This is a genomic window from Halioglobus sp. Uisw_031, assembly GCF_047729875.1.
Taxonomy (GTDB): domain Bacteria; phylum Pseudomonadota; class Gammaproteobacteria; order Pseudomonadales; family Halieaceae; genus Marimicrobium.
This window is the reverse complement of the sequence record NZ_CP159826.1, coordinates 2106765-2133358: the sequence shown is the minus strand read 5'-3', so window position 1 is coordinate 2133358 and position 26594 is coordinate 2106765. Positions and strand designations below refer to the sequence as shown.

21 protein-coding genes and 1 pseudogene are annotated in these 26594 nt (G+C 50.6%); 8 read left to right on the top strand and 14 right to left on the bottom strand.

Features of this window, described 5'->3' with window-relative positions; all coding sequences use genetic code 11:
* Positions 1 to 23 precede the first annotated feature (23 nt).
* Together ABXT62_RS09685 and ABXT62_RS09680 are read left to right on the top strand one after the other, a co-directional pair.
* A complete protein-coding gene (locus tag ABXT62_RS09685) occupies positions 24 to 1649 on the top strand; it encodes a hypothetical protein (RefSeq protein WP_415355055.1) in 1626 nt (541 codons plus the stop codon).
* Positions 1650 to 2071: 422 nt separating this feature from the next.
* Complete coding sequence (locus ABXT62_RS09680) at positions 2072 to 4192, top strand: glycosyltransferase (RefSeq protein WP_415355054.1); 2121 nt, start codon at positions 2072 to 2074, stop codon at positions 4190 to 4192.
* A 24-nt stretch (positions 4193 to 4216) separates the two neighbouring features.
* Here ABXT62_RS09680 and rapA read toward each other — a convergent pair whose 3' ends face one another.
* The 4 genes from rapA to ABXT62_RS09660 all read right to left on the bottom strand — a co-directional run bounded on the left by rapA (position 4217) and on the right by ABXT62_RS09660 (position 10685).
* Positions 4217 to 6979: an RNA polymerase-associated protein RapA gene (gene rapA, locus ABXT62_RS09675; protein WP_415355053.1), complete on the bottom strand. Its 2763-nt coding sequence runs from the start codon at positions 6977 to 6979 to the stop codon at positions 4217 to 4219.
* Positions 6980 to 7078: 99 nt separating this feature from the next.
* On the bottom strand, positions 7079 to 7927 hold the full coding sequence (locus ABXT62_RS09670) for a TatD family hydrolase (RefSeq protein WP_415355052.1): 849 nt from the start codon (positions 7925 to 7927) through the stop codon (positions 7079 to 7081).
* 153 nt (positions 7928 to 8080) lie between these two features.
* Positions 8081 to 9769 carry a WS/DGAT/MGAT family O-acyltransferase gene (locus ABXT62_RS09665; RefSeq protein ID WP_415355051.1) on the bottom strand — a complete coding sequence of 563 codons (1689 nt, stop codon included), beginning with the start codon at positions 9767 to 9769 and terminating at the stop codon, positions 8081 to 8083.
* Between the two features lie 292 nt (positions 9770 to 10061).
* Positions 10062 to 10685, bottom strand: coding sequence for a class I SAM-dependent methyltransferase (locus ABXT62_RS09660; RefSeq protein ID WP_415355050.1), 624 nt, complete (start codon positions 10683 to 10685; stop codon positions 10062 to 10064).
* Between the two features lie 290 nt (positions 10686 to 10975).
* On the opposite strand from ABXT62_RS09660, the gene ABXT62_RS09655 reads away from it, so the two are divergent.
* Positions 10976 to 11623: a TetR/AcrR family transcriptional regulator gene (locus ABXT62_RS09655; protein ID WP_415355048.1), complete on the top strand. Its 648-nt coding sequence runs from the start codon at positions 10976 to 10978 to the stop codon at positions 11621 to 11623.
* 9 nt (positions 11624 to 11632) lie between these two features.
* Here ABXT62_RS09655 and ABXT62_RS09650 read toward each other — a convergent pair.
* From ABXT62_RS09650 to ABXT62_RS09625, 6 genes and pseudogenes are all read right to left on the bottom strand, one after another.
* A pseudogene (locus ABXT62_RS09650) lies at positions 11633 to 11842 on the bottom strand (cold-shock protein); the annotation flags it as partial.
* Positions 11843 to 12270: 428 nt separating this feature from the next.
* Positions 12271 to 12483: a cold-shock protein gene (locus ABXT62_RS09645; RefSeq protein ID WP_415355046.1), complete on the bottom strand. Its 213-nt coding sequence runs from the start codon at positions 12481 to 12483 to the stop codon at positions 12271 to 12273.
* 91 nt (positions 12484 to 12574) lie between these two features.
* Positions 12575 to 15343, bottom strand: coding sequence for a valine--tRNA ligase (locus ABXT62_RS09640; RefSeq protein WP_415355044.1), 2769 nt, complete (start codon positions 15341 to 15343; stop codon positions 12575 to 12577).
* A gap of 130 nt (positions 15344 to 15473) precedes the next feature.
* Positions 15474 to 15893 carry a DNA polymerase III subunit chi gene (locus ABXT62_RS09635; protein WP_415355043.1) on the bottom strand — a complete coding sequence of 140 codons (420 nt, stop codon included), beginning with the start codon at positions 15891 to 15893 and terminating at the stop codon, positions 15474 to 15476.
* Between the two features lie 2 nt (positions 15894 to 15895).
* Positions 15896 to 17380: a leucyl aminopeptidase gene (locus ABXT62_RS09630; RefSeq protein ID WP_415358193.1), complete on the bottom strand. Its 1485-nt coding sequence runs from the start codon at positions 17378 to 17380 to the stop codon at positions 15896 to 15898.
* A 105-nt stretch (positions 17381 to 17485) separates the two neighbouring features.
* Entirely contained in the window at positions 17486 to 18052 is a 567-nt protein-coding gene (locus ABXT62_RS09625) for an RDD family protein (protein ID WP_415355042.1), read from the bottom strand.
* Between ABXT62_RS09625 and ABXT62_RS09620 the strand changes: the two genes are divergently transcribed.
* Both ABXT62_RS09620 and ABXT62_RS09615 read left to right on the top strand, forming a co-directional pair.
* Positions 18051 to 18740, top strand: coding sequence for a response regulator transcription factor (locus ABXT62_RS09620; RefSeq protein ID WP_415355041.1), 690 nt, complete (start codon positions 18051 to 18053; stop codon positions 18738 to 18740). The two genes, ABXT62_RS09625 and ABXT62_RS09620, sit on opposite strands and share 2 nt — an antisense overlap.
* A gap of 10 nt (positions 18741 to 18750) precedes the next feature.
* Complete coding sequence (locus tag ABXT62_RS09615; RefSeq protein ID WP_415355039.1) at positions 18751 to 20130, top strand: ATP-binding protein; 1380 nt, start codon at positions 18751 to 18753, stop codon at positions 20128 to 20130.
* Between the two features lie 56 nt (positions 20131 to 20186).
* Here ABXT62_RS09615 and ABXT62_RS09610 read toward each other — a convergent pair whose 3' ends face one another.
* On the bottom strand, positions 20187 to 20924 hold the full coding sequence (locus tag ABXT62_RS09610) for a hypothetical protein (RefSeq protein ID WP_415355038.1): 738 nt from the start codon (positions 20922 to 20924) through the stop codon (positions 20187 to 20189).
* Between the two features lie 153 nt (positions 20925 to 21077).
* On the opposite strand from ABXT62_RS09610, the gene ABXT62_RS09605 reads away from it, so the two are divergent.
* The 3 genes from ABXT62_RS09605 to ABXT62_RS09595 all read left to right on the top strand — a co-directional run bounded on the left by ABXT62_RS09605 (position 21078) and on the right by ABXT62_RS09595 (position 23485).
* The gene (locus ABXT62_RS09605) at positions 21078 to 22118 is read left to right on the top strand and encodes an AraC family transcriptional regulator (RefSeq protein ID WP_415355036.1); all 1041 of its coding nucleotides are present in this window, start codon (positions 21078 to 21080) and stop codon (positions 22116 to 22118) included.
* 80 nt (positions 22119 to 22198) lie between these two features.
* Positions 22199 to 22522, top strand: coding sequence for a BolA family protein (locus ABXT62_RS09600; RefSeq protein ID WP_415355034.1), 324 nt, complete (start codon positions 22199 to 22201; stop codon positions 22520 to 22522).
* Between the two features lie 9 nt (positions 22523 to 22531).
* Positions 22532 to 23485 carry a rhodanese-related sulfurtransferase gene (locus ABXT62_RS09595; protein WP_415355033.1) on the top strand — a complete coding sequence of 318 codons (954 nt, stop codon included), beginning with the start codon at positions 22532 to 22534 and terminating at the stop codon, positions 23483 to 23485.
* Positions 23486 to 23515: 30 nt separating this feature from the next.
* Here ABXT62_RS09595 and ABXT62_RS09590 read toward each other — a convergent pair whose 3' ends face one another.
* From ABXT62_RS09590 to ABXT62_RS09580, 3 genes are all read right to left on the bottom strand, one after another.
* Positions 23516 to 24259 carry a trypsin-like serine peptidase gene (locus ABXT62_RS09590; RefSeq protein ID WP_415355032.1) on the bottom strand — a complete coding sequence of 248 codons (744 nt, stop codon included), beginning with the start codon at positions 24257 to 24259 and terminating at the stop codon, positions 23516 to 23518.
* Positions 24256 to 24651: a hypothetical protein gene (locus ABXT62_RS09585; RefSeq protein ID WP_415355031.1), complete on the bottom strand. Its 396-nt coding sequence runs from the start codon at positions 24649 to 24651 to the stop codon at positions 24256 to 24258. Before ABXT62_RS09585 ends, ABXT62_RS09590 begins: the two co-directional genes overlap by 4 nt.
* 155 nt (positions 24652 to 24806) lie before the next feature.
* Positions 24807 to 26450 (bottom strand): lytic polysaccharide monooxygenase, encoded by a 1644-nt coding sequence (locus tag ABXT62_RS09580; protein WP_415355030.1) that lies wholly within the window; start codon positions 26448 to 26450, stop codon positions 24807 to 24809.
* Between the last annotated feature and the right edge of the window lie 144 nt (positions 26451 to 26594).

Genomic DNA, 26594 nt, shown 5'->3' with positions numbered 1-26594 from the left:
TCAGCTTTTTAAGGAAGATTGACTTGAAAGCTATTGTTCACATTGGGACTGAAAAAACCGGTACTACCTCGATTCAAAGGTATTTATACCAAAATAGAGGGAAACTTAAAGGCGCTGGATTTCATTTTCTTCAAAGTGCTGGTAAAAGAAATAATCAAGCGCTTCCTGCTTATTGTCTCGATGAACATAGACGGGATGACTATTTTCGGAATCGGGGAATTCAAACCTTGGAACAAAGGCAGGAATTCCAGAGACGATTCATAAAGGCGTTTGATAGTGAAATACGTGGTCTCCCGCAGCATGTAACCACCGTCATTATGTCCAGTGAACATTTTCACTCCAGAATCAGGACTGAGGCGGAATTAGACAATTTATCCAAGCTTCTAACACCCTATTTTGATGAAATAAAAATAGTGTGCTATCTGCGAGAGCAGGCGACAACGTGCAAGTCATATTATTCAACGCATCTTAAATCGGGTGGTACACAATCTTTCTCGGAATTTCTGGAACGTTGCAGACCTGAAAATACTTATTTTAATTACTATGAAATGCTTGCCAATTGGGAAAGAGGTTTCGGATTTGAGTCTTTGGACGTCTCCCTTTTTCTTCAAGACCGATTCTTAAATGGGGATTTGCTTGATGACTTCACAGCAAAGATAGATGCCGCTCTGGTAGGTGAGCTGGATAAGCCTCGTGCAGTTGAAAACGAGTCTTTGACGCCGTTTGGGCAAGCCCTTGCAAGAGCCGTTAATATAATATTTCCGCAGAGCACAGTGATGCCTGATGCAGGTGTTATGAGGGACCGGTGCAAAAAAACTATCATGGAGAGGTTGTCGGGCAGAGGTCAATTGCCTAGCGTTGACTCGCGAGCGTCAATCTACGATAGCTTCATTGAATCTAACGCCATCGTACAGCGGAAATTTTTCCCCGAAGTGCATCCGTTGTTTGCACCGCCCGATGACTTGGTTGTGCCGAGAGATTGTATAAATAGTGCCGACTTTGATGTTTTGATCGCAATTCTCAAGTTAATAGCCAAAGATGCAAAGCATCAACTTGCAACGGCAGATTATGCGAGCGTATGCACGATTTTCTTTTCATGCATTAACGAGATAACGAACCTAGTAACCGATGGAGATGATAAAAATAAGGGGTTAGGTCGGACGATTTTTTCTGAAAAAGAAGCCTATATTTTTAGAGATCTAGCGTTACAAGCCGAGCGGAGAGACGTCGGGTCGGCGCTCACACTAATGAGGCTGGCTGATCGTGTTGGGTCAGATGTTCCTGGTGTCAGTGAAAAGTTGAGCGAATATAGGGAGCGAATCGCCATCCCGCGGAAGCCGCAATTTATGTTTATGTATCGGCGGGGTGATGAGCCGCTAGGTTTAGATACCAAGGAACTTCGTGACAAGGTAAGCGCATGGCTGGCGACATTACCCGTTCCATTTGGTGCTTTTGTGACAGAGATAGTAGGTGCAGAAACTTTAGGCTCACGGGGCGCGTTAGATGATGGAAATTTAGTGCGGCCGCATGGCTACACTGTGATTGAAGCTGACTCGCTTGACGAGGCGCATGCAATTGCGCAGCAATGTCCGCTGCTGGCTTTCTGGGGTAGCATTGAGGTTTTTCAGTTGAAATCGTTCGCTGGGTAAATGATTGTTAGACGGCGAGAGCCTGAGTAAAATTTTTCGACGCTTTCGAATAAGGCTCACTATGAGACAAGGGTTTTGAACGGCATGTCTAGTCTAACGAAGAAAAAGATACGCTATTTTCTAGATAGATGTATCAACGCCTATCAGATGTTCAGAACCGGAAGGTTCAGGCTGATGTGGAAGAGCGTCTGGCTTGAAGTCGATAAACGTGTTGCAAATATTCGAGCTAAGATGTTTTTGATTGCTAGAGGTGATTCGGTTTTTGCGCGGCTCGATAAGCGAAAGGTTTTGCCTGCCAGCTATAGGCCAACAACGTCGACGACTGCGCCCTCGGCCAAGTTGCAGGTCGATGTAATAGTGTTAGCAAGTGAGCTGAAAAGTATACGATCAACGTTTGTTTTTCCGGCGCAGAGTGATTTAAAATGAGCCTCCCTAGGGTCACGGTTTTGACGGTGACGTTTAATGCGATGGATTTCCTCGAGGTTTTTTTTAATTCTCTAGGCGCGTCAAATCAGCATGGTCTCGACGTCGAAATACTTATGGTAGATAACGGCTCGAGTGATGGCTCAGTTAATTGGGTCCGAGAGCACTGTAGGCAGGTCAGGATACTCGAGAACGATGAAAATAATTATGCCCGAGCATTAAATTTGGGGATCGCTAGTTCTCAAGGAGATTATGTCGTTATAGCGAACAATGATGCAACAGTGGATTCTGAGTGGTTGCAGGGTTTTTTTGACATTTTTCGAACTGATAAAAATGTCGGTGCTGTTCAGAGTAAGATACTTTTTTCAGAAAATAAAAAAATTAATAGTGTGGGTGTTGAGGAAGTTGGCCAGTTTTACTTCAGGGATATCGGTTTTGAAGGTGACGATTCCTCTCGGTACGCGACAGCGGCTGAACGCGAGTATGTCACGGGTGGCTCGGTGATGTTTCGTCGGCAATGTCTGGAGGATGTTGGCGACTGGGACGAAGACTTCATTATGTTTGTGGAGGATATGGATTACAGTATTCGTTGCCGAGAGAAAGGATGGAAGCTTTGGTATTCGCCCAGCAGTATTCTGTATCATCAGTACCATGGCAGTTCTTCGGAAAAATTGTGTGATTTCTTTTGTACCCGAAATCGCTTTCTTTTTGTAGCCAAGCACTTCCCTCTCGAGTTGCCTGGTTGTATAGAGACTTCTCATTGCTATGAGGCGGGACAGTATGACCTCCTGTATCGGTCTCTTTTGCACAGCATGCGAAAAATGTGTATTTACCATGACACAGACACAGTCACAGCGGTGCTACGCCTACTCAAAGATTGTCTTCCCGACTATATCGGTGTTTGCAGTGCTTATACTTTTTTCTCGCAGTTGGAAGTCATTTTAGGGCTGCGTAAAATACGTGTCGGAATTTATGACCATGCTGGACATTTTGCCGGTGGCGGGCAGCGATATGTCGCTGAGATGGCCGCTATTCTGCAGGATCGTTATGATGTTACGTATATTTTTAATAATGATGTGCAACTAAGTGACTTCAAGGACTGGTTTGATATTGACCTTACGCCTAGTGCCATGAAAATCATCAAAATTCCTTTTTTCGAAGAGAGAGGTTGTTACACGCCGAATGAGTCTATGGTGGTCAATGAAAGTGAAAATCCTTTTGACATAATCAGTTGGGAGAGTTTGAACTACGATATTTTTATTAATGCGAACATGTTGGGGAAAGTCAATCCGCTTTCGGCGGTGTCTCTTTTTGTGTGTCACTTTCCTGATCAGGAAAAAGAGAATTTCTTTCAGGTCGACCGGTATGACCATTTGATTGTGAATAGCGATTATACTGGCGACTGGGTGAAAAAGCGCTGGCAGTTAAATCCTAGTGATAAACTGTATCCACCAGTGAATATGTACAACCCAGACAGTAGGCCTGATGAAAAACACAATATTATTCTCTCGGTTTCTCGCTTTGAAGTAAGTGGCAGTAAAAAGCAGATTGAGCTGGTGCGGGCATTCAGTGAGATGTGTGTCGATTACCCGATTCAAATGCGGGGATGGAAGTTGGTGTTGGTTGGAGGAAGTACGCCTGAAAATATCTATCTCGAAGCCATTAAAGACGCGGTAGCGCAAGCGCAGTGTCCCATTGAGCTGAGCGTGAATGCCGCTGTCAGTGATATTAAGGAATATTATCGCGCGGCAGCGATATTTTGGCACGCGTGTGGGTTGGATGAGATTCAACCAGAGCGCGTTGAGCATTTTGGTATGACAACGGTTGAGGCCATGCAAAACTACTGTGTTCCCGTTGTCATTGATGGTGGCGGACAGAAGGAGATTGTTGAACATCAGTATTCTGGCTATAGGTTTTCGACGCTAGACGATTTAAAGATGTTCAGTCTTACACTTATTGGGGACGAAGGCCGGCGCAAAACGATGGCTGAATGTGCCTTTGAGCGCAGCCATTTGTTTAGTAAGGACATATTTAAGATTAAGTTCGAGAAGCTCTTGGCTCAGGTAGAGCTAGAGCTGTCGGGGAAAGACTCCCTCCCGGGCGCGGCCACTAACACGTGATATTAGGGTGGCTAAGACTGCTCTTTAGGTAGTGATTATCAACCGCAGAGCCTGCAGTTGCAGATTAGCGTGTTTAATGTGTGTGGAACACTCTTCCATACGGTAGGTGAGGTGGTCCAGCTCTTCCTGGCGAATGGACGGGTTGACTATTCGCAAGCTGGTGAGCCGGTCTAATTCTGCACTCAAGTCGATGCGCATTGTTGTCTCCGCATCAATTAGTATTTCCTCTAGTTTTTTCTCGGCTTGCGCTGACGCCAGCGACATTTTGGCTTCCACTTCCGCATGTACCTGTTTGATGATGGCCAGACCGGTGGCTTTCTTAACTTTCTGGATGAGTTGATTGAGACGTTCATGCGGTACCAGGTCTGAGAGATCCTTTCCTCGCGCGTCGACGAGCAGGCGCATAGGATTAAGGGGTAAGAAACGCTCAAGTTGAAGGGTCCTAGGGGCAACACAATTAACGGTATAGAGCAGTTCCAACAGCATGGTGCCAGGTGCCACACCTTTTAGTGTAATGGTGCCGAGTGCAGCATTGCCTATTTCAGTTGATTGCACCATGTCCATTGCCCCGAGGATCATCGGATGCTCCCATGTCAGGAATTCCAGATCCTCCCGTATAAGCGCCTTTTCGCGGTTGAAGGTAATAGTGGTGCCGTCTTCCCTGAGGCCCGGAAAATGACCGATTAGCATGTTTTCAGAGGGCCGTAACACCAGTGTTTGTTCAGAGTGAAACTCCTGCTCGACTCCGAAGGTTTCACACAGAGCTTCGAGATAGGGCTCTAGCGTATTATTGGCTTCGATAGCCACAACTTCATCAATTAGAGCGTCGGCGATAACAGGCTTGCAGGAGTTGCGTTCCAGTAACTTATCGCGACCGTCGCGCAATTCCTGTCGTGTCCTTGCAGTAAAAACTGCACTGTCTATCAGCAGGGTATCAAAAGTCTCTGTACGCTGTTCTAATTCTGATAAAAGGCGGTCCTGAAAAATTTCAAAAATCATATACCCCGCAGAACAGCTATCGCGGAACAAGTTGAGACCTTGGTCATACCATTCGAATAATGACTGCTGGGCAGTTTGCGCGAGATATGGCACGTGAATGTCTATGTCGCACTGTTGTCCGATACGGTCGAGGCGTCCAATGCGTTGTTCGAGCAGGTCCGGGTTCATCGGTAGATCGAACAATATGAGATGGTGAGAAAACTGGAAGTTGCGTCCTTCGCTCCCAATCTCTGAGCAGACAAGCGTCTGCGCACCGTTTACCTCATCTGCGAAATAGGCCGCGGCGCGATCCCGTTCAATGATCGACAGCCCCTCATAAAAGGCCGAGGATCGGATGCCGGCACGCAGATGCAAATGGTGTTCTAGCGCAACTGCAGTTGAAGCGTGCGCACAGATGACCAGAACTTTGGCAGGGCGAAGCTGTTTAAGCATTTTTTCCAGCCAGGTTACTCGTGGGTCGAATGCAAGCCAGCTGTCGTCGAGGTAGGGTGTTTCTGGATAAAGCCGTTCCTTGAGGTCGAGCTGTGCGTGTATGTACTCCTCCGGCGCCTCCAGCGGGTATTGGTGCAGTATCCGTTGTGGAAAACCTGCAACGGCAGCGCGAGTATTTCTGAACAAGACCCGTCCCGTGCCGTGTCGATCTAGTATTTGTTCGATGATGCTAGCGGTAGGTGCCCCAGCGTCCAGCCCCGAGGGCAGATCATCAACGACTTTGCCCGCTTCTAGCGCGTCGGCTAGCTCACTCCATTTGTGGTACTGTTGTTCCTCATCCTTGAATTTCTGTAAGTCATGAAAGCGCGAAGGATCTAGCAAACGAAGACGCGCAAAATGGCTGGCCTGTCCAGTTTGTTCAGGTGTAGCAGTGAGTAATAATAGCCCTTTCGTTTGTTGTGCTAGGGCTTCAACAAATGCGTAGTCATCGTTTGGAGTGTCTTGTGCCCAGCGCAGATGATGGGCTTCATCAATGACTATCAGGTCCCATTGTGAAGCCAGCGCCTCGGTTCGCAATGCGGGTTGGGAGTCAAAAAGCTCGAGGTTGCTGAGCACTAATTGTTCTGTCTCGAAGGGATTATCTTCGGTGATTTCAGCCAGACGCTCGGCATCGAAAAGAGAAAAATGCAAATTGAAGCGACGTAGCATTTCTACTAGCCACTGGTGCAACAGACTGGGCGGCACCAATACGAGTATTCTGGAGGCGCGCCCCGTCAGCATCTGCTGCTGAATGATCATTCCTGCCTCAATCGTTTTTCCAAGGCCTACTTCGTCCGCCAGCAGCACACGTGGGGCGTGCCTTTGACCTACTTCATTAGCGATATAAATTTGGTGCGGCAAAAGGTTTGTACGTGAGCCCATCAGGCCTCGCACAGTCGAGCGCTGTAGCTTGTCCATATGTATAAAGGTTGCGAAGCGCAACGCAAATTCACTGTGCTTGTCGAAATGCCCATTGAGTAACCGCTGCTGTGGGGTGGTCAACTGGATAAATGCGTCAAGCTCCAGTTCAGATACTGTCAACTGCTGCTCGTGGTGATCCGTGCCGATATAGACCAATAGCCCGTGGTGCTCCGTGACTTCAGTTACCAGCACTTCGACCTGATCAACCGTAGAGATATGGTCCCCCACCTTAAAGCGCAGTCGTGTGAGGGGAGCATTTTCGATGGCGTAGGTGCGTTCCTCTTCCACGGCGGGAAAGGCGAGGGTAACGCGACGCCCTTCGATGTCTACAATGATACCAAGTCCTAATTGGGCGTCAGCATGACTTACCCAGCGTTGTCCAATAATGTAGTCCATCAAAGAGATTTGCCTGTGATATTGCAAAGAGGGGCATTTAAAACGGGGAGTAGTTTATCACTGAAAGCGCGCATAAGCTTGGGTCTAGTGTGCCGAAATTTAACCTGGTGCTGCAGGTGTTGTTGCCTGTCTTTCCTGTATGCCAGAGAAAAAGACATCCAGACTATTGCAGTAGGCTTGTTGCAATAATTCTTCAATATCGACTTCCTTGATAGCGGCGAGGGTTTCAGCAATAAAAGGTAGATAATAGGGCGCGTTAGGTCTGCCACGATAGGGAACAGGGGTTAGATACGGAGCATCCGTTTCAAGTAATAGCTGAGTCATAGGCGTGGCGGCGACAACTTGCCTCACGTTATCTGCGCTGTTGAAAGTAGTGATGCCGTTAAACCCCAGCATAAAACCCTCTGCGAGACAGAACTCTGCCAGTGCCAGAGAGGAGGTAAAGCTGTGTATCACACCCTTGCGAGTAAGGGACGTACTGCAATTTTTTAGTATGTCGCGCGTATCATCGTCGGCTTCTCGAGTATGGATGACGACAGGCAGGTCAAGTTCTATAGCAGTCTGCAGTTGCTGCTCAAAAACTGAACGCTGCACCGCGCGGTCTGCGTGGTCGTAATAATAGTCTAGGCCGATTTCGCCCACCGCAAGTATTTTGGCATGCCCTGCGTTTCTTCGGATGATGGCATCAACCTCAGGCGTGTACGACTCAGCCTCATGTGGATGGATCCCCTGTGTGCCCCATATGTTGGCGGAAGACGTGGCGAGTTTCATGACACTCTCTAGATTGCCGGCTGAGACAGCGATAGTGATAATCCGCTCAATTCCGACCTGGCGTGATTTTGCAAGGGTGATTTCCAGGTCCGCCTGATCCAGATAGTCCAGGTGGCAATGGGTTTCTATGATGGGTGTTTTAAAGTGCGGGATGTCGCGCCGCTTTTTCTTGCTCATGGCTGGGAACTGTCTGATGTTGCAGATTTACGTGCTCCAACTCGTGCGGCTGGGCGAACGTTAACGGTTATCAGACTGAATATACCTCTATTGAAGTTTAAATTTTTCTCTGTCTATGACGCGTCGATTGGCTTTCGTTGAGATTGTGCTGGTCTAGAGTTTTGATTTTTTGGGCGCGCGTTTTTTCACTGCAACGCTCTCCTTGTTCTTGGGTGTCGCTGTCCCGCGGACTTTTATCGGTGCTTTAACGGGGTTCTTAGGCTTTGTCACTCTTTTTACCAAAGGGTCTACCGAGGAGCGCGTTTTGGAGCGCAACTTGGGCGCTACTGCACCTATTGGCCTGATGGGGGCTTGTGCTCGCTTGGGTGATTGGATCTTAGCTTTGGCCGCAATCGCTGCTGTTTTACGCCGCGCGGGCTCCAGTTTGGTCGCAGCGGCATAAAGCTCTTCATAGGCAGTCACCAGGCAGTCGTGATAAAACTCAGGGTCAGGCATGATGTCCCTATCCGCCAGAACGGACAACGTGAGTTTGCCAGAGTAGCTGAATACGAGATGGAAAATCCCCATGCCGGGAGTCAGTACACCTAGTCCATAGTAGTCTACCATTTTGGCACCCGCACAATACAGCGGGAAGTTGGGGCCTGCGACGTTGGAAATGCAGGTCGAGATATTCACTGGAATGTGTTTGGACAATTGATTGCGCGACCAGAAGCTGGCTACCGATTTTGAGATGACGGGAGCAAGCACGCCTGCCAACATCAGTGCATCTACCATGGGGCTTGCTTCGCCGCTGACCTTCGCTTCTTCAGTCGACCCTTTGATCGCAGTAATTCGCTCGATCGGGTCAGCGATATCAGTGTGTAGTGAGGAAAACACCGAGCCGACCTGATTGTTTTCGTCGGTGGTTCCGCGTCGGGTACGCATGTTCAAGGGCATAGCCGTTGCGAGAGATCCCTCCTTCGGTGCCTCACCCTTAGACGCCAGGTAGCGCTGCAGAGCACCCCCAATAACGCTAAGAGCGACGTCGTTTATCGTAGCATTGACAACATTTTTGATGTCCTTGAAGCCTTCCAGAGGGAATTCTGCTGCGTCAAACACGCGGTGTGGGCCAACAGACTTGTTTAGAATGGTTTTCGGTGCTGATATGTCAGGGGCAGGGACTTCTTTGCGCGCAATATCGATGGCATATTGCGTCAGGGCTGTAGCACCTCTGACAGTGCCCGTGACGAGTTGCACTGTGTTTTTCGCACTATTGAGGGTCGCTTTGGTCATTAGTTCTGCAACTGAAGGTGCTGTGTCTACCAGACGCGGTTCAGTCTCCCAGCTGTGTTTTTGCTCAGGATTCGGTATCAGATCGTGCAAGGCCGTCAGAAAGGACGAACCACCGGCGCCGTCGACCATGGAATGGTGCATTTTGGTGTAGACGGCGAAACAGCCTTTGGGAAGGTTAGGGATGTTGTCCAATCCCTCAATAATATAGGCTTCCCACAGAGGCCGGGACATATCCAGCGGACGAGAGTGGAGGCGGGCGGTCTGAATGCATAACTGCCGCCAGTCGCCAGGCTGTGGCAGGGCGATATGTCGCAGATGAAACTCTACGTCAAAGTTAGCGTCTTTTATCCAGTAGGGCCTGTCCAGGCCACCGGGAACTTCTACTAATCGCGTTCGAAATAACGGCAGATCTCCGAGGCGCCGCTCAAAGCTGGCAATGACGTCTTTAAAGCGAACGAACCCCCCGGGGGCGGTTGACGGATCATAAATTCCCAAGCCGCCGACATGTTGAGGGGTATTGGTTTGCTCCAGATTGACGAAGGCAGAGTCGAGTATTCCTAGTTGTTTCATAATCTCTCAAGGGGCCATTGGGGGCGGACATCTATTTCGCCTGAAGATAACTGAATGTGACAAATTGTCCGTTGGATACCATTCCTAACAGGCGGCTCTCTAAGGACTTATCACCTAGCGCATATCATGCAAAGATCGCATGCCAAGCGATACAAGTATAACACGACTCGTTTATATCATTGATGCCCATTTCAGACCACAATGGGCAGCCAAAAACTGCTCAACAAGACAGCTATTTCGCATAAAATCATGTCCAGACGGATATTTGAGCCGCACGTGTAAGTCCACAGCCCTATGCGTTCTGCAATACCATCAGTGCGCCGTGCGCCGCGATTGGCTTGAGAGTCTTCCATTCAATGATCTCGGCAGAGAAGCGATCTTCACAACGCTGTGCCATGTCAAAGAAGGTCGAGCGTTTCGGATCAGCGATCACGATGTGTTTTACGCCGGCCTTGACTGCGCGGTTGACCATATTGAAAACGGGGTCCACTAGTTCATCCCAGAAACAGATGTCTGCAGCGATAAGCATGTCGAATTGAGACAGTTGCTTGGTGGTTAATTTTTCAAAGGTAGACACGAGGGGTGTAGTGGAGACCCCGTTCAGACCAGCGGATGCTTCCAGATAGGGAAATACGTCGGGGTCCGCATCAGCTGAAGTGACCTGAGCTCCAAGGGTCTTGGCGCACCAGATGCCAGAAATTCCCCAGCCGCAGCCGACGTCGATGACGCTGTTGCAGTGCTCCGGTCGATTTTTGCCCAAGTAATCTATGAGCAGGCGACTGGATTTCCAAAGCTTATTCCCGTGTATGGAGGGTTTAACGCCCTCGCGTCTAACCTGTCTCATTAACGGGTGAGAACTAGTGGGCATCGTAACGCCACGAAACCGGTGTGCTGTTGTTGGTTTACTCTTGTTCAACGTAATTCCTTTTTTGTTACGAAGCTAATCCAAGTAGTAGAGGTTCAAGCAATTTCTTGCAGCGTGCGAGAATAAAAGTATTGTTCGCTGCGGTCCACAACATTTGCCGCTAAACCAGAAGACTTATTGGTCACTGTGCTAAAAGCTCAACGGTATGCCGTTGCCTGTCATGCCGCTGTTAGCTGTTCTTGCTGTGTCAGATGGCGACACTGGATCAGGTTGGTACACTGGGATACGATGATTGTGCGGATGTTCAGATAGGGGCTTACGGGCCGTAGGAGGAATTGTGCATGATAGTGGTCAGGGAGCGGGTTGAGCTTTTAGAGAAGAACAAGCCGAAGCAGGAAAGGGCCAAACGCACCTATGAAGCAATTCTCACGGCAGCTGCAGAGCTACTGGTTGAGGTTGGGGTGGAGCGTATCTCGACGAATATTGTCGCCGAAAGAGCGGGCATCACCGTGCCTGCTCTTTATCGTTACTTTCCGAATAAATACGCTGTTCTGAATGCGCTGAGTGCGTCCTGTATGGATAGACAAAATGCAGTTTTCCAGCAGTGGTTTGACCAATATTTGGAGCAAGGTGATCCGCAGCTTTTAGCGGACGATATTTATGGCCTGCTCAAGGGCACCTACGATGTCACCCAGGAGCAGGTAGGTGGCTTGGAGGTGATGCAGGCTTTGCGGGCAGTCGAGCCATTGCGTGACGTGCGACTTGCCTCGCGCAGATTAGTCGCTAGCCAGTTCGCGACGTTTGCTTCGGCGTTTCTAGGTCGGCCAGCGGACCGGCTGGTGATCACACAGGCACAGCTGACGATAGATTCGAGTTACGCTATCGTAGAGATGGCAATGGAGGGCCAGTCACTCTGGGCTGAAAGCATACTGCGCGAGGGCGCACGAATGATTCAGCTGTATTGGCAAGGCATTCTGCGCTCTGACTGAGCGTTCAGGTCAGTCCTCTCCCAGCACATCCTCGGCCTGAGGACCCTTATCGCTGTCGGTGACAACAAAACTCACGGTTTGGCCATCACGCAGGCCGCGGCGGCCTTCACCGCGGATAGAGCGAAAGTGTACAAAGATTTCCTCACCGTCGTCCTTAGTAATAAAGCCAAAGCCCTTGGAGACGTTAAACCACTTTACCGTTCCACGGTCGCGCGATGCGTCGGAGGTGGATTGTGGCTGGTTAGCATTGTCTGAATCTGAGCCAGAATGAGTCACGTTATCGCGAACAAGGAGCGCGGTTGCAGTTGTGGCGACAAAAAACGCGACCAACATTTGCGGTTCAAACAGCTGGCCCGAAAGAACTAACGTGGTTAGCGTGGATGCTATGACAGCAATAACGAGACTAATAATAAGTTTTGTAATGAGACTCATCGGTTTCCTCCCAATGATGAACCGTGTCAGGATTGCACGGTATTGTTGGCGCTGAGCATTCTAACATCAATGGCGCTGATGGGAATGCCTCATGGAAAATAAGTGGTATTAGCGTGGGGTTGGGTCGGCTTCAGCGCCGACATGGAATAGCGCAAGGCGCTAATGCCCTGCCTACCCAAACGGCAGCGCTCATTTTATGGCTAAGCACGCGTTCTTCAGAGTTTCAAGACATCTTCAGCTTGCAGGCCTTTAGGGCCTTCGGTGAGCGTAAATTCCACTGCCTGGCCTTCATTGAGAGTGCGAAAACCATCACCCTGTATGGACCTGAAATGCACAAAAACGTCCTCTTCGCTATCCTGCCTTGTAACAAAGCCAAACCCTTTGGCGTTATTGAACCACTTGACCGTGCCACATATTCGATCACTCATTCTGCTTTCCTCGGTTTTACATTTTATTTTATTATGTCTGGCATGCGTTGAATAAGTGTGTTGAAAGCGAAAAGGCTCTCCAGCACAATGTTCAGATACCTCGGATACGTTGTATTTGCTCCCGTAAGGTTTCCAGCGCCTGCCGTTGCGCGTGCATTTTATCCTGTTCTTTAGCTACGACAGCTGCCGGTGCCTTATCGACAAACGCTGCATTAGCCAATTTACCTTGCAGACGTGTGAGATCGCCTTCGAGTTTGCCAATCTCGCGATTTAAACGGGTGATTTCTGCATCCTTATCAATGAGCCCCGCCATCGGCACCAATATTTCTAATTCGCCCGCCAGTGCCGTCGCCGCAAGTGGAACCGCATCATCTGCTGCCAGCCAGGCGATCTGAGTGATCTTAGCGAGCTTTCTCAGATATTGCGAATTTTTGGAAAGCCTGAGTCGGTCATTTTCATCGCCCTTGCGCAACAGTACCGAAAGCTCTTTTCCCGGAGGAATATTCATTTCGCCACGAATATTTCGGACGCCCTCAATAACCACTTTGAGCCACTCAATATCTTCATTGGCACGAAGGTCTATGTCGTGTTCATTGGGTTCAGGGTAGGGCTGTAACATTATGGTAGGCCCTAATTTGCCTGCTAAAGGCCCGACCGACTGCCAAATTTCTTCGGTAATGAACGGCATCATGGGGTGTAGCATTCGCAGCCATATTTCCAGCACACGAATCAGGGTTTGACGCGTGCCGCGCTTTGCTTCATGCGAAGCGTCATCGTCCCAGAGAACAGATTTTGACAGCTCCAGATACCAGTCACAGTATTCGTTCCAGATGAACTCGTACAATGCCTGTGAGGCCATATCAAAACGGTAGTTGGCGACAGCGCGTGTTACCTCTTCAGTTGTTTCCTGAACTTTACTTATAATCCATCGATCGGCCAGGCTCAATTCCACCGTGGAATCATTCTGCGTGCCACAATCCTCATTTTCACAGTTCATCAGCACATAACGTGCAGCATTCCAGATTTTGTTGCAAAAATTTCTATAGCCCTCGATGCGACCAATGTCGAATTTAATATCACGGCCCGTCGAGGCCAGCGAGTAATAGGTGAAGCGCAGTGCGTCGGTGCCATAAGATTCGATGCCGTTAGGGAATTGCCGACGTGTGGATTTTTCAATCTTAGTCGCAAGTTGGGGCTGCATCATGCCGCTGGTGCGCTTGAGGATTAGTTCCTCGAGTTCGATGCCATCAATGAGATCGATAGGGTCGATAACATTGCCCTTGGATTTGGACATCTTCTGGCCGTCGCTATCGCGCACTAAACCGTGTATATAAATAGTATGAAACGGTACCTCCTGACGTAGATGTAAGGTCATCATGATCATTCGAGCGACCCAGAAGAAGATAATATCAAAGCCGGTTACCAGCACGGAGCTCGGATGAAAGGTGGCCAGTTCCTCTGTTTCGTCGGGCCATCCTAAGGTTGAAAAGGTCCACAGCGCGGAAGAGAACCATGTGTCGAGAACATCCTCATCCTGGCGCAGTATTATCTCGTCGCCCAGCGTGTTTTCCTTTCGAACAGCCTCTTCGTTCTCTCCGACATAAAAGTTACCGTCGGCGTCATACCAGGCAGGAATGCGGTGTCCCCACCACAACTGGCGACTGATACACCAGTCCTGGATGTCCCGCATCCAAGCGAAGTATGTGTTTTCCCATTGTTTGGGTACGAACTGGATGTCCCCATTTTCCACGGCCGCGATGGCGGGTGTGGCCATCTTTTTCGCGTCGACATACCATTGATCGGTCAGGTAGGGCTCGATGATGACACCAGAGCGGTCTCCACGCGGCACGCTTAACGTGTGGTCTGCGACTTTGTCGAGTAATCCCAGGGCGTCCATGTCAGCGACCACACGTTGCCGTGCCTCGAGTCGGTCAAGGCCGCGATAGGGTGTTGGGGCAGTGTCATTGATCGCGGCATCGTCGTTTAAGATGTTGATGATAGGTAGCCCGTGTCGTCGGCCCATCTCGTAGTCGTTGAAATCGTGGGCCGGGGTGATTTTGACGCAACCGGTGCCAAATTCACGGTCGACATAGTCATCGGCGATTATCGGTATTTCGCGATCGCACAGCGGCAGCATAACGGTGCGTCCAATCAGATCCGCGTAGCGCTCGTCTTCCGGGTGAACCGCTACTGCGCAGTCGCCGAGCATGGTTTCAGGGCGAGTGGTAGCGACTGTGAGATGGCCCTGACCGCCAGCCAGTGGATAGTTGAAGTGCCACATGTGGCCCTGCTCCTCTTCGGAGATGACTTCCAGGTCGGAAATGGCGGTATGAAGCGCTGGATCCCAGTTAACCAGCCTCTGGCCACGGTAAATAAGGCCCTCCCGGTAGAGTCGGATAAACACCTCCTGTACCGCTGCAGAGAGTCCCGGGTCCATGGTGAAGCGCTCGCGTGACCAGTCTAGAGAGGCCCCAAGGCGTCGCATCTGTTGGGTAATCGCGCCGCCCGATTTTTCTTTCCACTCCCAGATTTTTTCAACAAACTTTTCGCGGCCCAGATCATGACGATTGATTCCCTGTGCTTCTAGCTGGCGCTCAACCACCATTTGCGTGGCAATGCCGGCGTGATCGGTGCCAGCCTGCCAGAGTGTGTTGTAGCCAGACATGCGGTGGTAGCGAATAAGCGCGTCCATGATGGCTTCCTGAAAGCCGTGTCCCATGTGAAGGCTGCCAGTCACGTTGGGTGGCGGGATCATGATGCTATAGGCCTGTTCGCCACCTTGTGGGGCAAAATATCCTTTCTCTTCCCACTCCTGATACCAGCGGGTTTCAATGTTGGCGGGTTGGAATGTTTTATCCATAACTCAGTGAATCCAAAAGAGGGTGGGTCAGTAAGCCGGCTGCAGTCTTTGGTCGGCGTAGCGGACGATTATACGGTAGTAGTCCGCTGATCGGAATCACGGTATCTCTAAGCGGCCTGGCACGACGCAACTAAAGATCGTGCTTTTCCAACTGATAACCGCGTTCCTTGTAGAATGTCCAGGATTTTCGTAACGCCGCGAGGCTGTCGGGTTCCTGTGTGACGACCTCGGCAACACGCGCAAATCGACTAAAGAAGGATGGGATCTCCAACTGCAGATTAATCAAAAGATCGTTGTGATTGTTCGGCTCTTGCCCCCAGCCTATGGCAATAGTCTCGCAGTGCTCCTGCCCATGCAGCCCGTGAGGAAGAAAACTGGCAGGCCTAAAGCTCCACAAGAGTTCATTGATTTCGGTCGCCTGTGCCTCGTCGGTCGCGTTGATGAAGATGCGATGTCCACGCTGAAAGGCTTTGTCAGCTAAACGCGCAGCAACCCGCAATCGTTGACCTGGATCAGAAGTCTGCACCACGTAAAAGCCTACCAGCGTCATTATTATTGACCTGCACGGTCCAAAAGATAACGGGTTAGGAGTGCCACGGGGCGTCCGGTAGCGCCTTTTGGCGCACTATTCCAACCCGATCCCGCGATATCAAGATGGGCCCAGTTGTAGTCGCGCGCGAAGTGCGATAAAAAGCATGCAGCAGTGATCGATCCGCCACCGGGGCCGCCGATATTGGCCAAATCTGCAAAGTTGCTTTTGATCTGGGCCTGATAGTCATCCCACAATGGCATGCGCCAAGCGCGGTCGTGCGAATCCGTGCCCGCCGCGAGTAATTGTTCAGCCAAGACATCTTCGTTGGCAAAGAGTCCAGTGGCATGGGAACCTAGGGCCACTACACATGCGCCTGTGAGAGTCGCTATGTCGATGACCGCTGCAGGCTTGAATCGCGCAACGTAGGTCAGGGCATCGCACAGAACCAACCGTCCCTCAGCATCTGTATTGAGTACTTCGATTGTTTTACCCGACATGCTGGTTACGATATCGCCAGGCTTGGTCGCTTTCCCGTCCGGCATGTTCTCGGCAGCCGCCACAATGCCTACAACGTTTAGCGGTAACGCCAACTCAGCAATAGCGCGCATAGTACCGAATACACTAGCTGCACCGCCCATATCGAACTTCATTTCGTCCATTTTAGCACCGGGTTTTAGGGAAATACCGCCGCTATCGAAAGTGACCCCTTTACCAACCAGCACCTGGGGTTTGTCTGCTGTTTTACCACCTTTGTAGTTCATGACGATAAGCTTGGCAGATTGTTCACTGCCGGCTGAAACTGACAGTAGAGCACCCATGCCCAGCGCTCGCATTTGCTTCTCCTCCACTACGCTGACACTCAACTTGGCACTGCTGCGCGCCAATTTTCGGGCGTGTCGTGCCAAGTAGGAGGGCGTGCAGATATTGCCCGGTAAATTGGCGAGGTTGGCGGCTTCATTGATGCCTAGGCCGATAGCGTTACCCTCGCGCAGAGCGCTAGCAGCGAGTCGTGATTGAATGGCACCCTTAGTATTAATCACCAAGCGGGTCAGCTTCATTGCGGCCCTTGGTTTGGAAACGGTTTCGGTATAGCGGTACGACGCAGCAGTGAGATGTCGGGCCAGGTAGGTCAGCATCCATTTGGCTTCGTTTTCTTTCAGCCCTAGTCCTGCCAGGTGCAACATGGCCTCACTGGCCTGTTTGTTTAAAAGGGCGTGATAGAGGGTTCGGCTAAATTTTCTGGCGGCTTCTCGATCAAACGTCTTGGCGTCTCCGCACCCGATCAGCAGTATGCGTTTGGCGGCATTGGTGCCGGGCAGCATGAGGCTCTCACCCGATTTAGCGCTAAAGTCTCCGAGTGCAAGCGCCGCTTTTATCGAGCCAGAGGAGGCCTTGTCGAGCTTTAACGCCGCACCTGCCAATTTTGTATCTTGGAACAAGGGCAAAATGGCACATTGACTGGCGGCAGTGGCTGCATCGGTCACGTCTCTTGCGATGAACGTCATAGCGGTCATAGATATATTCCTCAGTGGAGTTAAAACGCCCTAGTGTATGCTGGCCAGCGGCCAAACTGAACTGAAAAAACACTGGAACGCAAAAGTGTGCGGGCTTTAGGTGTCTTCCGGCTTTTCCCGATTGGGTAGCAGGATCAATTCGGTGCCGGAAATATAGTCATGCCAATAGCGGTGATTTCGATCCACCAGACACCAAAGATAACCAAGTCCCAGACAGGCTGCAGACAGGAATGCTCCCAGGCAGCGAAGTATGGATTTGCCTATTGTGGGAGGGCCACCCTGAAAATCAACTAGCTTTATGCGCCACGTCTGCATACCGAGGGTTTGCCCGCTTTTAATCCAAAAGATACTGAAGAAAAGCACGATGCTCAGCGTCGTCAGAAACTGAGCCAGGTGGGCATTAAGGACTTGCTGTTCTCCGTCTGTCACCTTAACCAAAGCACCCAGTGCCAGTCCATTGACTACAGCTATCAGAGCTAACACCAATAGGGCGTCATAAAGGATAGCCGTCAGGCGTCTTAGCAGCGAAGGACTATGGGATCGATTAGCTTCTGTCATGCACTGGAGTTTAGCATTATTGGGCAAAAGTATTAACGAAATGTAAATTGAGAGCGACTTCATGCCCGTGATACATTGATGGTCAATTGTAGAGGCTGTGCGCATGAATGTACTGCTGGTGGAAGATGATAAGCGGGTAGGTGACTTTATCGTCACTGAGCTGACCGCGGTGGGTCACAGTTGTGTCCATGAGCTCGACGGTGCAGCTGGGCTTCGAGCGGCACAAAATACCACCTTTGATGTGATGGTGATCGATCGCATGATGCCGCGGATGGATGGGTTGGCATTAATCAATGCTCTACGAGAGGCTGGGAATAACACACCAGTGGTTATACTGAGTGCTCTGGGCGAAGTGGACGACCGGGTGCAGGGGTTGCACTGTGGTGCCGATGATTACCTTGTAAAGCCATTTGCTATGGCGGAGCTGCTGGCAAGACTGGACGTATTGCATCGTCGCGTCTCTGCGGCTGTGGGTGAAGCGCAAACAACGCTAGTGGTCGCTGATTTATCCATGGATCTGCTGCGCCAGCATGTGCAGCGCCAGACGACTACCGTTACTTTACAGCCCCGTGAGTATAAGCTACTGGAATATTTGATGCGCCATGCTGGCCAAGTGGTGACGCGGGCAATGTTGCTGGAGCACGTCTGGGGCTACCACTTTGATCCGCAAACTAATGTCATCGACGTGCACGTGTCGCGCCTGCGGCAGAAAATTGACAAGGATTTTGACCATGCTTTGCTCTCTACAGTGAGGGGAAAGGGGTATCGTCTCGGCCCCCAGCTGGACGATTGAGCACGACGCGATGAAAACAAGGGAAGTCGTTAGTAGCCTTACCTTTCGTGGAATCGTTAAATATGTCACGGCTCTTAGCGCTACCGTGTTTCTCCTGTTGGGCGCTTTCTATCTGTATTTCAGCTACACCTCTTTTCGCGCATTGGGTGAGAGCGTTATGAGCGAACTTGAAACACTTGAGTTAGTTTATAGCGGACAGTCTCTGGCCGGAGTCAATCAGTATATCGATGATCAGTTGGCATCGTCGTCAATCCACCGCTTCTATTACTTAGTGACTGACGCTGAAGGCGTAAAAGTTGCAGGAGACCTGCCCGCACGCCCGAGTTATCGAGAGTTTGATGACGGTTGGTTAGGCTTTGAGCTGGCACTGCAGGACTGGGGACAGTCCATTGATGTCGAGTTTTTAGCCTATCCCATGTTGCTCGGAGACGGCTATCAGGTCATGGTGGCGCGTGATTATGCCGATATTGTTGACCGGGCAGAGTTAGTGTTTCGCACGCTCCTTAGATTTTTAATTGCGACCTTGATATTGGGCATTACAGGAGGATTTTTTAGTGCGGCGCGGACACTGGATCGAGTCGAACGGTTGAATCAGGATGTTTCCCGCATCATTCGAGGTGGCGCAAACGAGCGACTGCAGGTAGAGGAAGAGAAGGGCTATATTCGTGTTCTGGCCATGTTTATGAATCAGATGTTGGATCAGATGGAGACGCTGATGCAGGGGGTTCGGCGTGTCTCTGATAATATAGCGCATGACTTGCGAACACCTCTGACGCGGATGCGCAACGATCTTAGTCAGTTGCGCGATAGGTCAGGTCAGGAAGAGGGCGGGCAGTTAGAGCGCATTATTGAGGAATGTGATGAACTTTTGTCTTCGTTTAATGCGCTCCTGCGAATCTCCACCTTGGAATCGGGCAGCCGCTTGGCCGGCGGAAGCGATGTGGAGCTGCGGGCCCTGCTCCGCGATGTAGTAGAACTCTATGAACCTCTAGCGGAAGAACGGAACATTGACCTCGTGTTGGAGGCTCCTCAGTCACAGGTGTGTAAAGGGGAAGTGGATTTATTGTTCCAGATGTTCGCCAACCTGCTGGACAATGCGATTAAGTATACGAAGCCGAATGGACATATTCGGGTGCAGATGAGTAAAAAACTGATAGGTGATGGCAGTGGCAGACATATCGTTGTTATCTCTGATTCCGGGCCTGGTATTGCTTTTTTGGAGCGCGGTAACGTATTTCGGCGCTTTTATCGTGTGGAGTCCAGTCGCGGGGAGCACCCGGGTCATGGTCTGGGCCTTAGTCTGGTGCAAGCGATTGCACAGTACCATTATGGTTCGGTAGAGTTGGGCAACAACAATCCAGGTTTGCAGGTGAGAATCGAGCTTCCTTAGCACTCAATTTGTCAAATAGAATTAGCCAGAGGGCTTAGCCTTCCAAAGCAATATCATCAGCCGTTTGACGGGGTCCGTGACAGAGCTGAGAAATCGTGCAGCAAGGGTTTTTCTTCGGGTGCAATATCGTCGCTGAAGTCGAAGTCTAAAGGTGACAGTGTGAGGTCGTCGATGTTGGGTGAAACTGGGTTTCTGGACAGAGGTAAATTGGGAATCATGTCACCCACTGGCGCCATATTCAGGTGACTTGTGTCGGGCATGGCAGGGGGCGATGATGGTTCTTGGGACAAGCGCTGCCCCAATGTGTCCAGCGCTAGGCCAGAAGTATCTACGTTTCGACTGATCAGCGCGGCACGTTCATGTACAAGTAAGACGTCGGTTCCTGGAGCAGCCAAGTCAATACCTCCTGTGCCTGTCGTTTTTTCCTGTTGCGTGACAGATGCCGGTGCAATCAACCCCGGTGTTTCGAGACGGCCTGCGATCGGCGTGGCCGCCAGCGCTGCAATTTTTTCCGCCGCAGTGTGCATTTTTGTGGGTGCAGCATTGGCCTGTTTGAGCTCAGATTTGATACGATTTATTGTAGATTCTGCGCCTGCCCGCTGCATCACAACTTTGTATTGTAGGGCGGTCGCTTTGTCGCAGTCACTTTTAATTAACTGGTTTTTGCCGCTGAATAATTTATCGAGGGTCTGTTGGTCCAGGTTAAACACCTTCGCCAGCTTTTCCCGGACGCTGTCTAGATCATGCCCATCCATTAACCGGCCAGCGAAATAAACATTATAGCGCTCTGTCATTGGGCAGCTCTCGTGTCATGTCTGACCATAGTATACTGTTTACCGTTGGCGGGGTCTCGCCTGAGTCAAAACCACAATCTGTGGGGTTTATGGCTGACCCTCGTGATGTGCTTCTGCTAAGATGAACGCACTGATCTGTGTGACTGTACTTTCATGAGCAACCGCGTTCCAACTCGATTCGTCAAGACATTGCTGCGTATGGCGGGAGATAAGGGCTATAACTTTAGTCTTGTTCTCAGCGATGCCGGGCTGGATTTTGACCCTTTGAATGAGTCTGACCCTGCATATCGTAGCGAGATCAGTGCCATGCAATATTCTCGCATTTACCAGAGCGTCCTGAGACTTTTGCAGGATGAAACCTTCGGCACGACCGGCAGTGAGTTGGTCGCGCCTGGCGCATTTCGCATGATGTGCTACTGCATTATCTCATGCGATAATCTCGGACAGGCCATTCAGCGTGCTGCAGAATTTTATCGAACATTCTTTGGCGAGAATAGTCAGCTATACGCTAACTTTAGTGACCAGTTCGCCCGAGTAGGCTATCGCACTATGGCGCGAAACGAACGGCCTCGAGTCGAGGCTGCAGATGCCTATGGACTGTCCATGTGGCATCGTTTTTTCGGCTGGCTGTGCGGACGCCCAATAGAGTTAAAACGAGTGGATTTCTCCGGAGACACCCCAGAACGATTGGAGAAATACGAAAAGTTGTTCGGTTGCCCGCTGTATTTTAACCAGGCGCACGATTTGCTCTACTTCGATAGCGCATGTCTGGGTTGGTCTGTTGTACATACTGAGCACTCCCTGCGCGAGTTTTTGCGCACGGCGCCCTATCAGTTGCTAATGATGGAAACTAGCCCAGAAGCGAATAACATTTCTGCGCAGGTAAAAGCTATGATAGGACACGACTTTAGTGACGGGTTTCCGGGATTTGAAGCCATTAGCAGTGCGCTGAAGATGTCCGCTCCGACTCTTCGCCGCAGGTTAAAGCGCGAGGGCACAACATTTCAGCAACTTAAGGACGAGGCACGTTGTGAAGCATCCAAGCTATGCCTTATTCGGCCGGAGTTGTCGATTAATGAGGTTGCGCTGCAGATGGGGTTTACTGACCCTAGTGCCTTTCATCGATCGTTTAAAAAATGGACGTTACAGACTCCGGGCCAGTTTCGTGCCAGTCGACGCGTCAGTAAAAGATGAGGATCGGAGCTGTCACCCTACGTTGACCTTGGTTATAATTTGCACGCTTGGTTCCTTTAGTAATTTTTAGCAGGCTTCTCATGATTGTGCAGCAACAGATAGAGCAACAACTTCAGAGCAGATTTTCTCCGGAATTCCTCGAGGTTGGCAACGAAAGCTATATGCATAGCGTGCCGCCGGATTCGGAAACTCATTTTCGGGTCGTGGTGGTTAGTAGCAGCTTTGAAGGGTGTTCCAGGGTTGCCCGGCATCAACAGGTCTATGCCGTGCTTGCGTCGCAACTCGCGGGGCCAGTACATGCTCTTGCTCTGCATACGTACACAGCTATCGAATGGGAGAAACGAGAGCAGGGCGTAAAGGCTTCGCCAGAGTGCCTCGGCGGCAGTAAAGCAGATCAAGCCTAGGGCGAAATAATGGAATCAGTCGTCGTTGCAGCGCTCTATAAGTTTGTCACGCTAGAAGATTACCACGAGTTTCGTGAGCCATTGCTGGACGCGTGCATAACGGCAGGTGTACGAGGCACTTTATTGCTGGCGCGTGAGGGTATCAATGGCACTATCGCAGGGAATAAGGAAGGCGTCGACCACGTCATTGCGTACCTGCGCAGTGATTCTCGCCTGGCTGATCTAGAGTACAAGGAATCCTGCGACGACCATGTGCCTTTTTATCGCATGAAGGTCAAGTTGAAGGAAGAAATAGTCACGATGGGCGTAACAGGGGTTGATCCCAACACGCGTGCGGGGACCTATGTCCGTCCTCGTGATTGGAATGATTTGGTTAGCGATCCTGAGGTTTTTTTGATCGATACGCGCAATGATTACGAGTGCGCCATTGGTAGTTTTAGTGGTGCTGTTGATCCGCGTACTCAAAACTTTCGAGAATTCCCCGATTTTGTTCGCGCGAATCTTGATCCTGATAAGCATAAAAAAGTTGCGATGTTCTGTACTGGGGGAATTCGCTGTGAAAAAGCCTCTGCCTTCATGCTGAATGAAGGCTTTGAGGAGGTGTATCACCTGCAAGGCGGTATTTTGAAATACCTCGAAGAGGTGCCGCAGCAAGACAGTCTCTGGGAGGGCGAGTGTTTTGTCTTCGATAACAGGGTTTCGGTTGATCACCAGCTGGAGAAAGGGCGTTATGATCAATGTTTTGGTTGCCGTCATCCCATTACCGAAGAGGAGAAGCATTCTGGACAGTATGAAGCGGGTGTGTGTTGCCCTCATTGTTACGAGAGTCTGACGATAGATCAAGCAACGCGCTTCAGAGAGCGCCAGAAGCAAGTAGAGCTAGCTGCGTCCAGGGGCGAGCCTCATGTCGGTGCGCCGCCACCAGCGCGTCAGCAGTCCAACGTAAAAGCCGACCTAGACTGATCGCCTTACTTGCCGGAATAGTCCCGCCGATTATTTCAGATAAAGATTGATAGCGGTTCTGAATCCACTTACTGGGACAAAGGTGCTGCGTCCCTCGCCATTGCCTTGCGAAATAACGCCGCACATCAGCGGCTCCGCATTGTTGGAAAGTTGTATTACTGCACCACCAGAAGCCCCCTTGTGGGCCAGACAGTTTGTATCGCCGAGACTGCGCTGCTGGTGCTGAATGACACAGGCGGGGTCGAACGTTAGGACTTGACCAGAATCGCCTATCCCACTGTCGCGAGAGTAACCGGCCATGGTCACTGGGCGATCCGGATCCGCACTGTGAGCATGGATGTTTAAAGCGATAATCTGTTTGGAGCTTATGTTGCGACGCAAGCGTAAAATGGCCCAATCGGCGTGCATCCCGCCGCCATCGGCCAAGCGCAAAGCTTCCCGCTTCACTGACTCCCCTGAGACTGTCACTGCTGTAAAGAGGATCGGTTTGCTCAGGTCGCTATAGAGCTCGAGGCAGTGCCAGGCAGTGATGATGATATTGGCATCGCGTTGAGTGGCGCTGGAAACCAGAGTGGCGCTGCAATCTTCCAAATAGTGTGAGCTATGGCCATTGCGATAGCGCTGTCCAGGCACCTGTAGCTTGCCTACGGCACGCAGCCATGGAGAAGACGTGGCGGAAAACACCTGCCGCGAGTCCGCCAATCCAGCTGCACTGTGCAACAGCAGGCCACATAGCACTATCAGCGTTGCTAAATATTTTCGGTGGCGTGTCACTTCGCCTGCCGATCTGCCGCGCTGCCTGCTTTTTGAGCAGGTAGCACTGCCTGTGTGACAACGCTGGCAAAAGACCCGCACTGGCCGGTTCCGGCGGCCGATGAGCAGGCCACAAACATCACCCCATTATTTATGCCCCGTCCCATTCCGATTGCACCAAGGCCGCCGGCCACCAAGCACGGGGTAAGCGCGAGCATGCAACCGCTGATTACCCATTGCAGGTCTGTTGTAGTGACAGAAAATTGTAGCGCGGCGGCCGGAAGCGCTGCAAGAACAGCGAAGAAATCGAGCTTGATGGCAAACATAATGATTGCTGCGGCAATGACGATATAGCGCAGAATTAGATCGTTTTTGAGCGAGAGATACATCGCGGCAAGTATAAGCCAAAGCAAAAAATTTGCATTAGCAGATGTGGTTTTTTATGTAAAGATAGCCGCTATATAAGCGGCTGCTACTTGCTTGCTGAGCCTCCTTTACATTGCAAAGAGGGGGGCTTGAAAGAACGAAAACGCGTCTTGAAAACGGGGGACTAAGTCCCCCGTCCGTATTAGCAAGACGGAGCAGGGCCAACTAACGACCATACATCAGGGCTTGCCGTTGGTGAAGAGCCAAGTGTCCACCAGTTGGCGCGGTAAACATCACCCTGGAATATTGACTCTGCGCCTTCGAGAAAGATCGTGGAGTCGGAATAGTCTAGACGTATGTCAGAGACTAGTTCGAATGCATTCGTTGCATCAGGAGCAACATCAACAGTCCACCATTTTGCTTTGTAGACCAGACCGCTGAAACTCACTACTTCCCCACCCGTGTAAACAGTGGATGAGTTAAAGGCCGGCTGCATAGAAGCCATCGGATCAGATGCATCGCAGGAACCTGAGTCATCGTCCACTGGTGTGTCTACACTAGCCGTTACGAGCGTTACGTTGGCCGTATTCTGGATGGTCGCATTACCTTGTATAGCTGTAGCAACGACAACCAGCGTGAAATCACCAGGGAAGGCTTCGTGCACGTGCAGCTTTAGATCGACCGGTTGCATAGACGCGACGGGCTCAGGTGCATCACAGGAATCTGAGTCGTCGGGCATTTGCATGGTGTCGTCTAAGATAAACGTATCACTAGTGATGGTAGCGCCGCTGCTATCAAACAGGGTGGCCACAATGTCCATTGCGCCATTTGTAGAGACCGTAAAGAGAACGTCCGCCATGCCCGCGCTGCTTATTTCTATAGGAGAATCGACATTAGATAGCGTGACTTGATATTCCGACTCTACATCTGCAAATTCAATGGCGACTTGAATAGATTGAATGTCGTCATTTCCCATCGTATAGATCTTGTTCGTGCCAGCGATTGGGGAGAACGTATCCCCTGATTTTTCACCTGCGAAGAAATATCCCTGCGCGTTGATGGCCCGCGCCAGTTCAAGACTCGCAGCAGCGCCAGAGATAGCAGTGCTCGCCGTGTACGAAGCAGACAGTGACAAATTTTCACCATTTGTATCCATTACGCGAGTATAGATAGTGTCTCCCACGTTAAGTCCAATGGCGCCCGATATAGATCCCACCTCTAGAAACGAATTATCTTCGATTATGGGCATGCCGCCGCCTTCGAAGTTTACGTCAATCGCGTTGTAGAAAGACGCCGCCGTATCGCCGACATCCCATACCGCTAGGATGACTTGATAACCTTCGCGAGCCGGCACTTCGCAGGCGTGTTGGACTGTCATTGGCGGGCGTACCATGCCGCCGTCATATTGACAGAAAGGAGTCAGTTCAAACGCAGAGCGCGACAGGGGTTGTGATTGGTCCCAGTCAGGGGTAGTAATGAAGTATCGCCAATCACGAGCAACATGGTTTGCAGTGAACTGCCAGGTAAAAACGTTAGTTCCAGCAGCGATATCGTTCTTTGACCAGCGAGCCGGGGTTTGCGCGTTAAGCTCAGACCAGGCGGGGCTCCCTGCCGCAGCAATAGTGCCATCAGCGGGGCCGCCGATTGGGAAGCGTGGACTGCCGTCTACGCCTTCAACAGATTGAGGTTCATATTGGACTGCCCCACAGTTCGTATTTTCTCCCAACTTGCAGAGATATGAACGGCTTCCTGGTTGTGAAACATATCCGTGTGAAAAAGACTCAACGGAGAGGCTCATTGCGGCAACACCTGCTACTACCGCGAGTTGTGTTTTAATCATTTTCATAAGAAAATTCCCTTCCACTATACCTATGGTGTGAAACACTGCAGCACGATACTGCAACGCTTTCTAGTGCTCTCGGTCTGTTGCCGAGTGTAAGTTTAAAAAAGCAGGGCGTTTCTAATGCAAATTCCTGCCATCCGATATTCA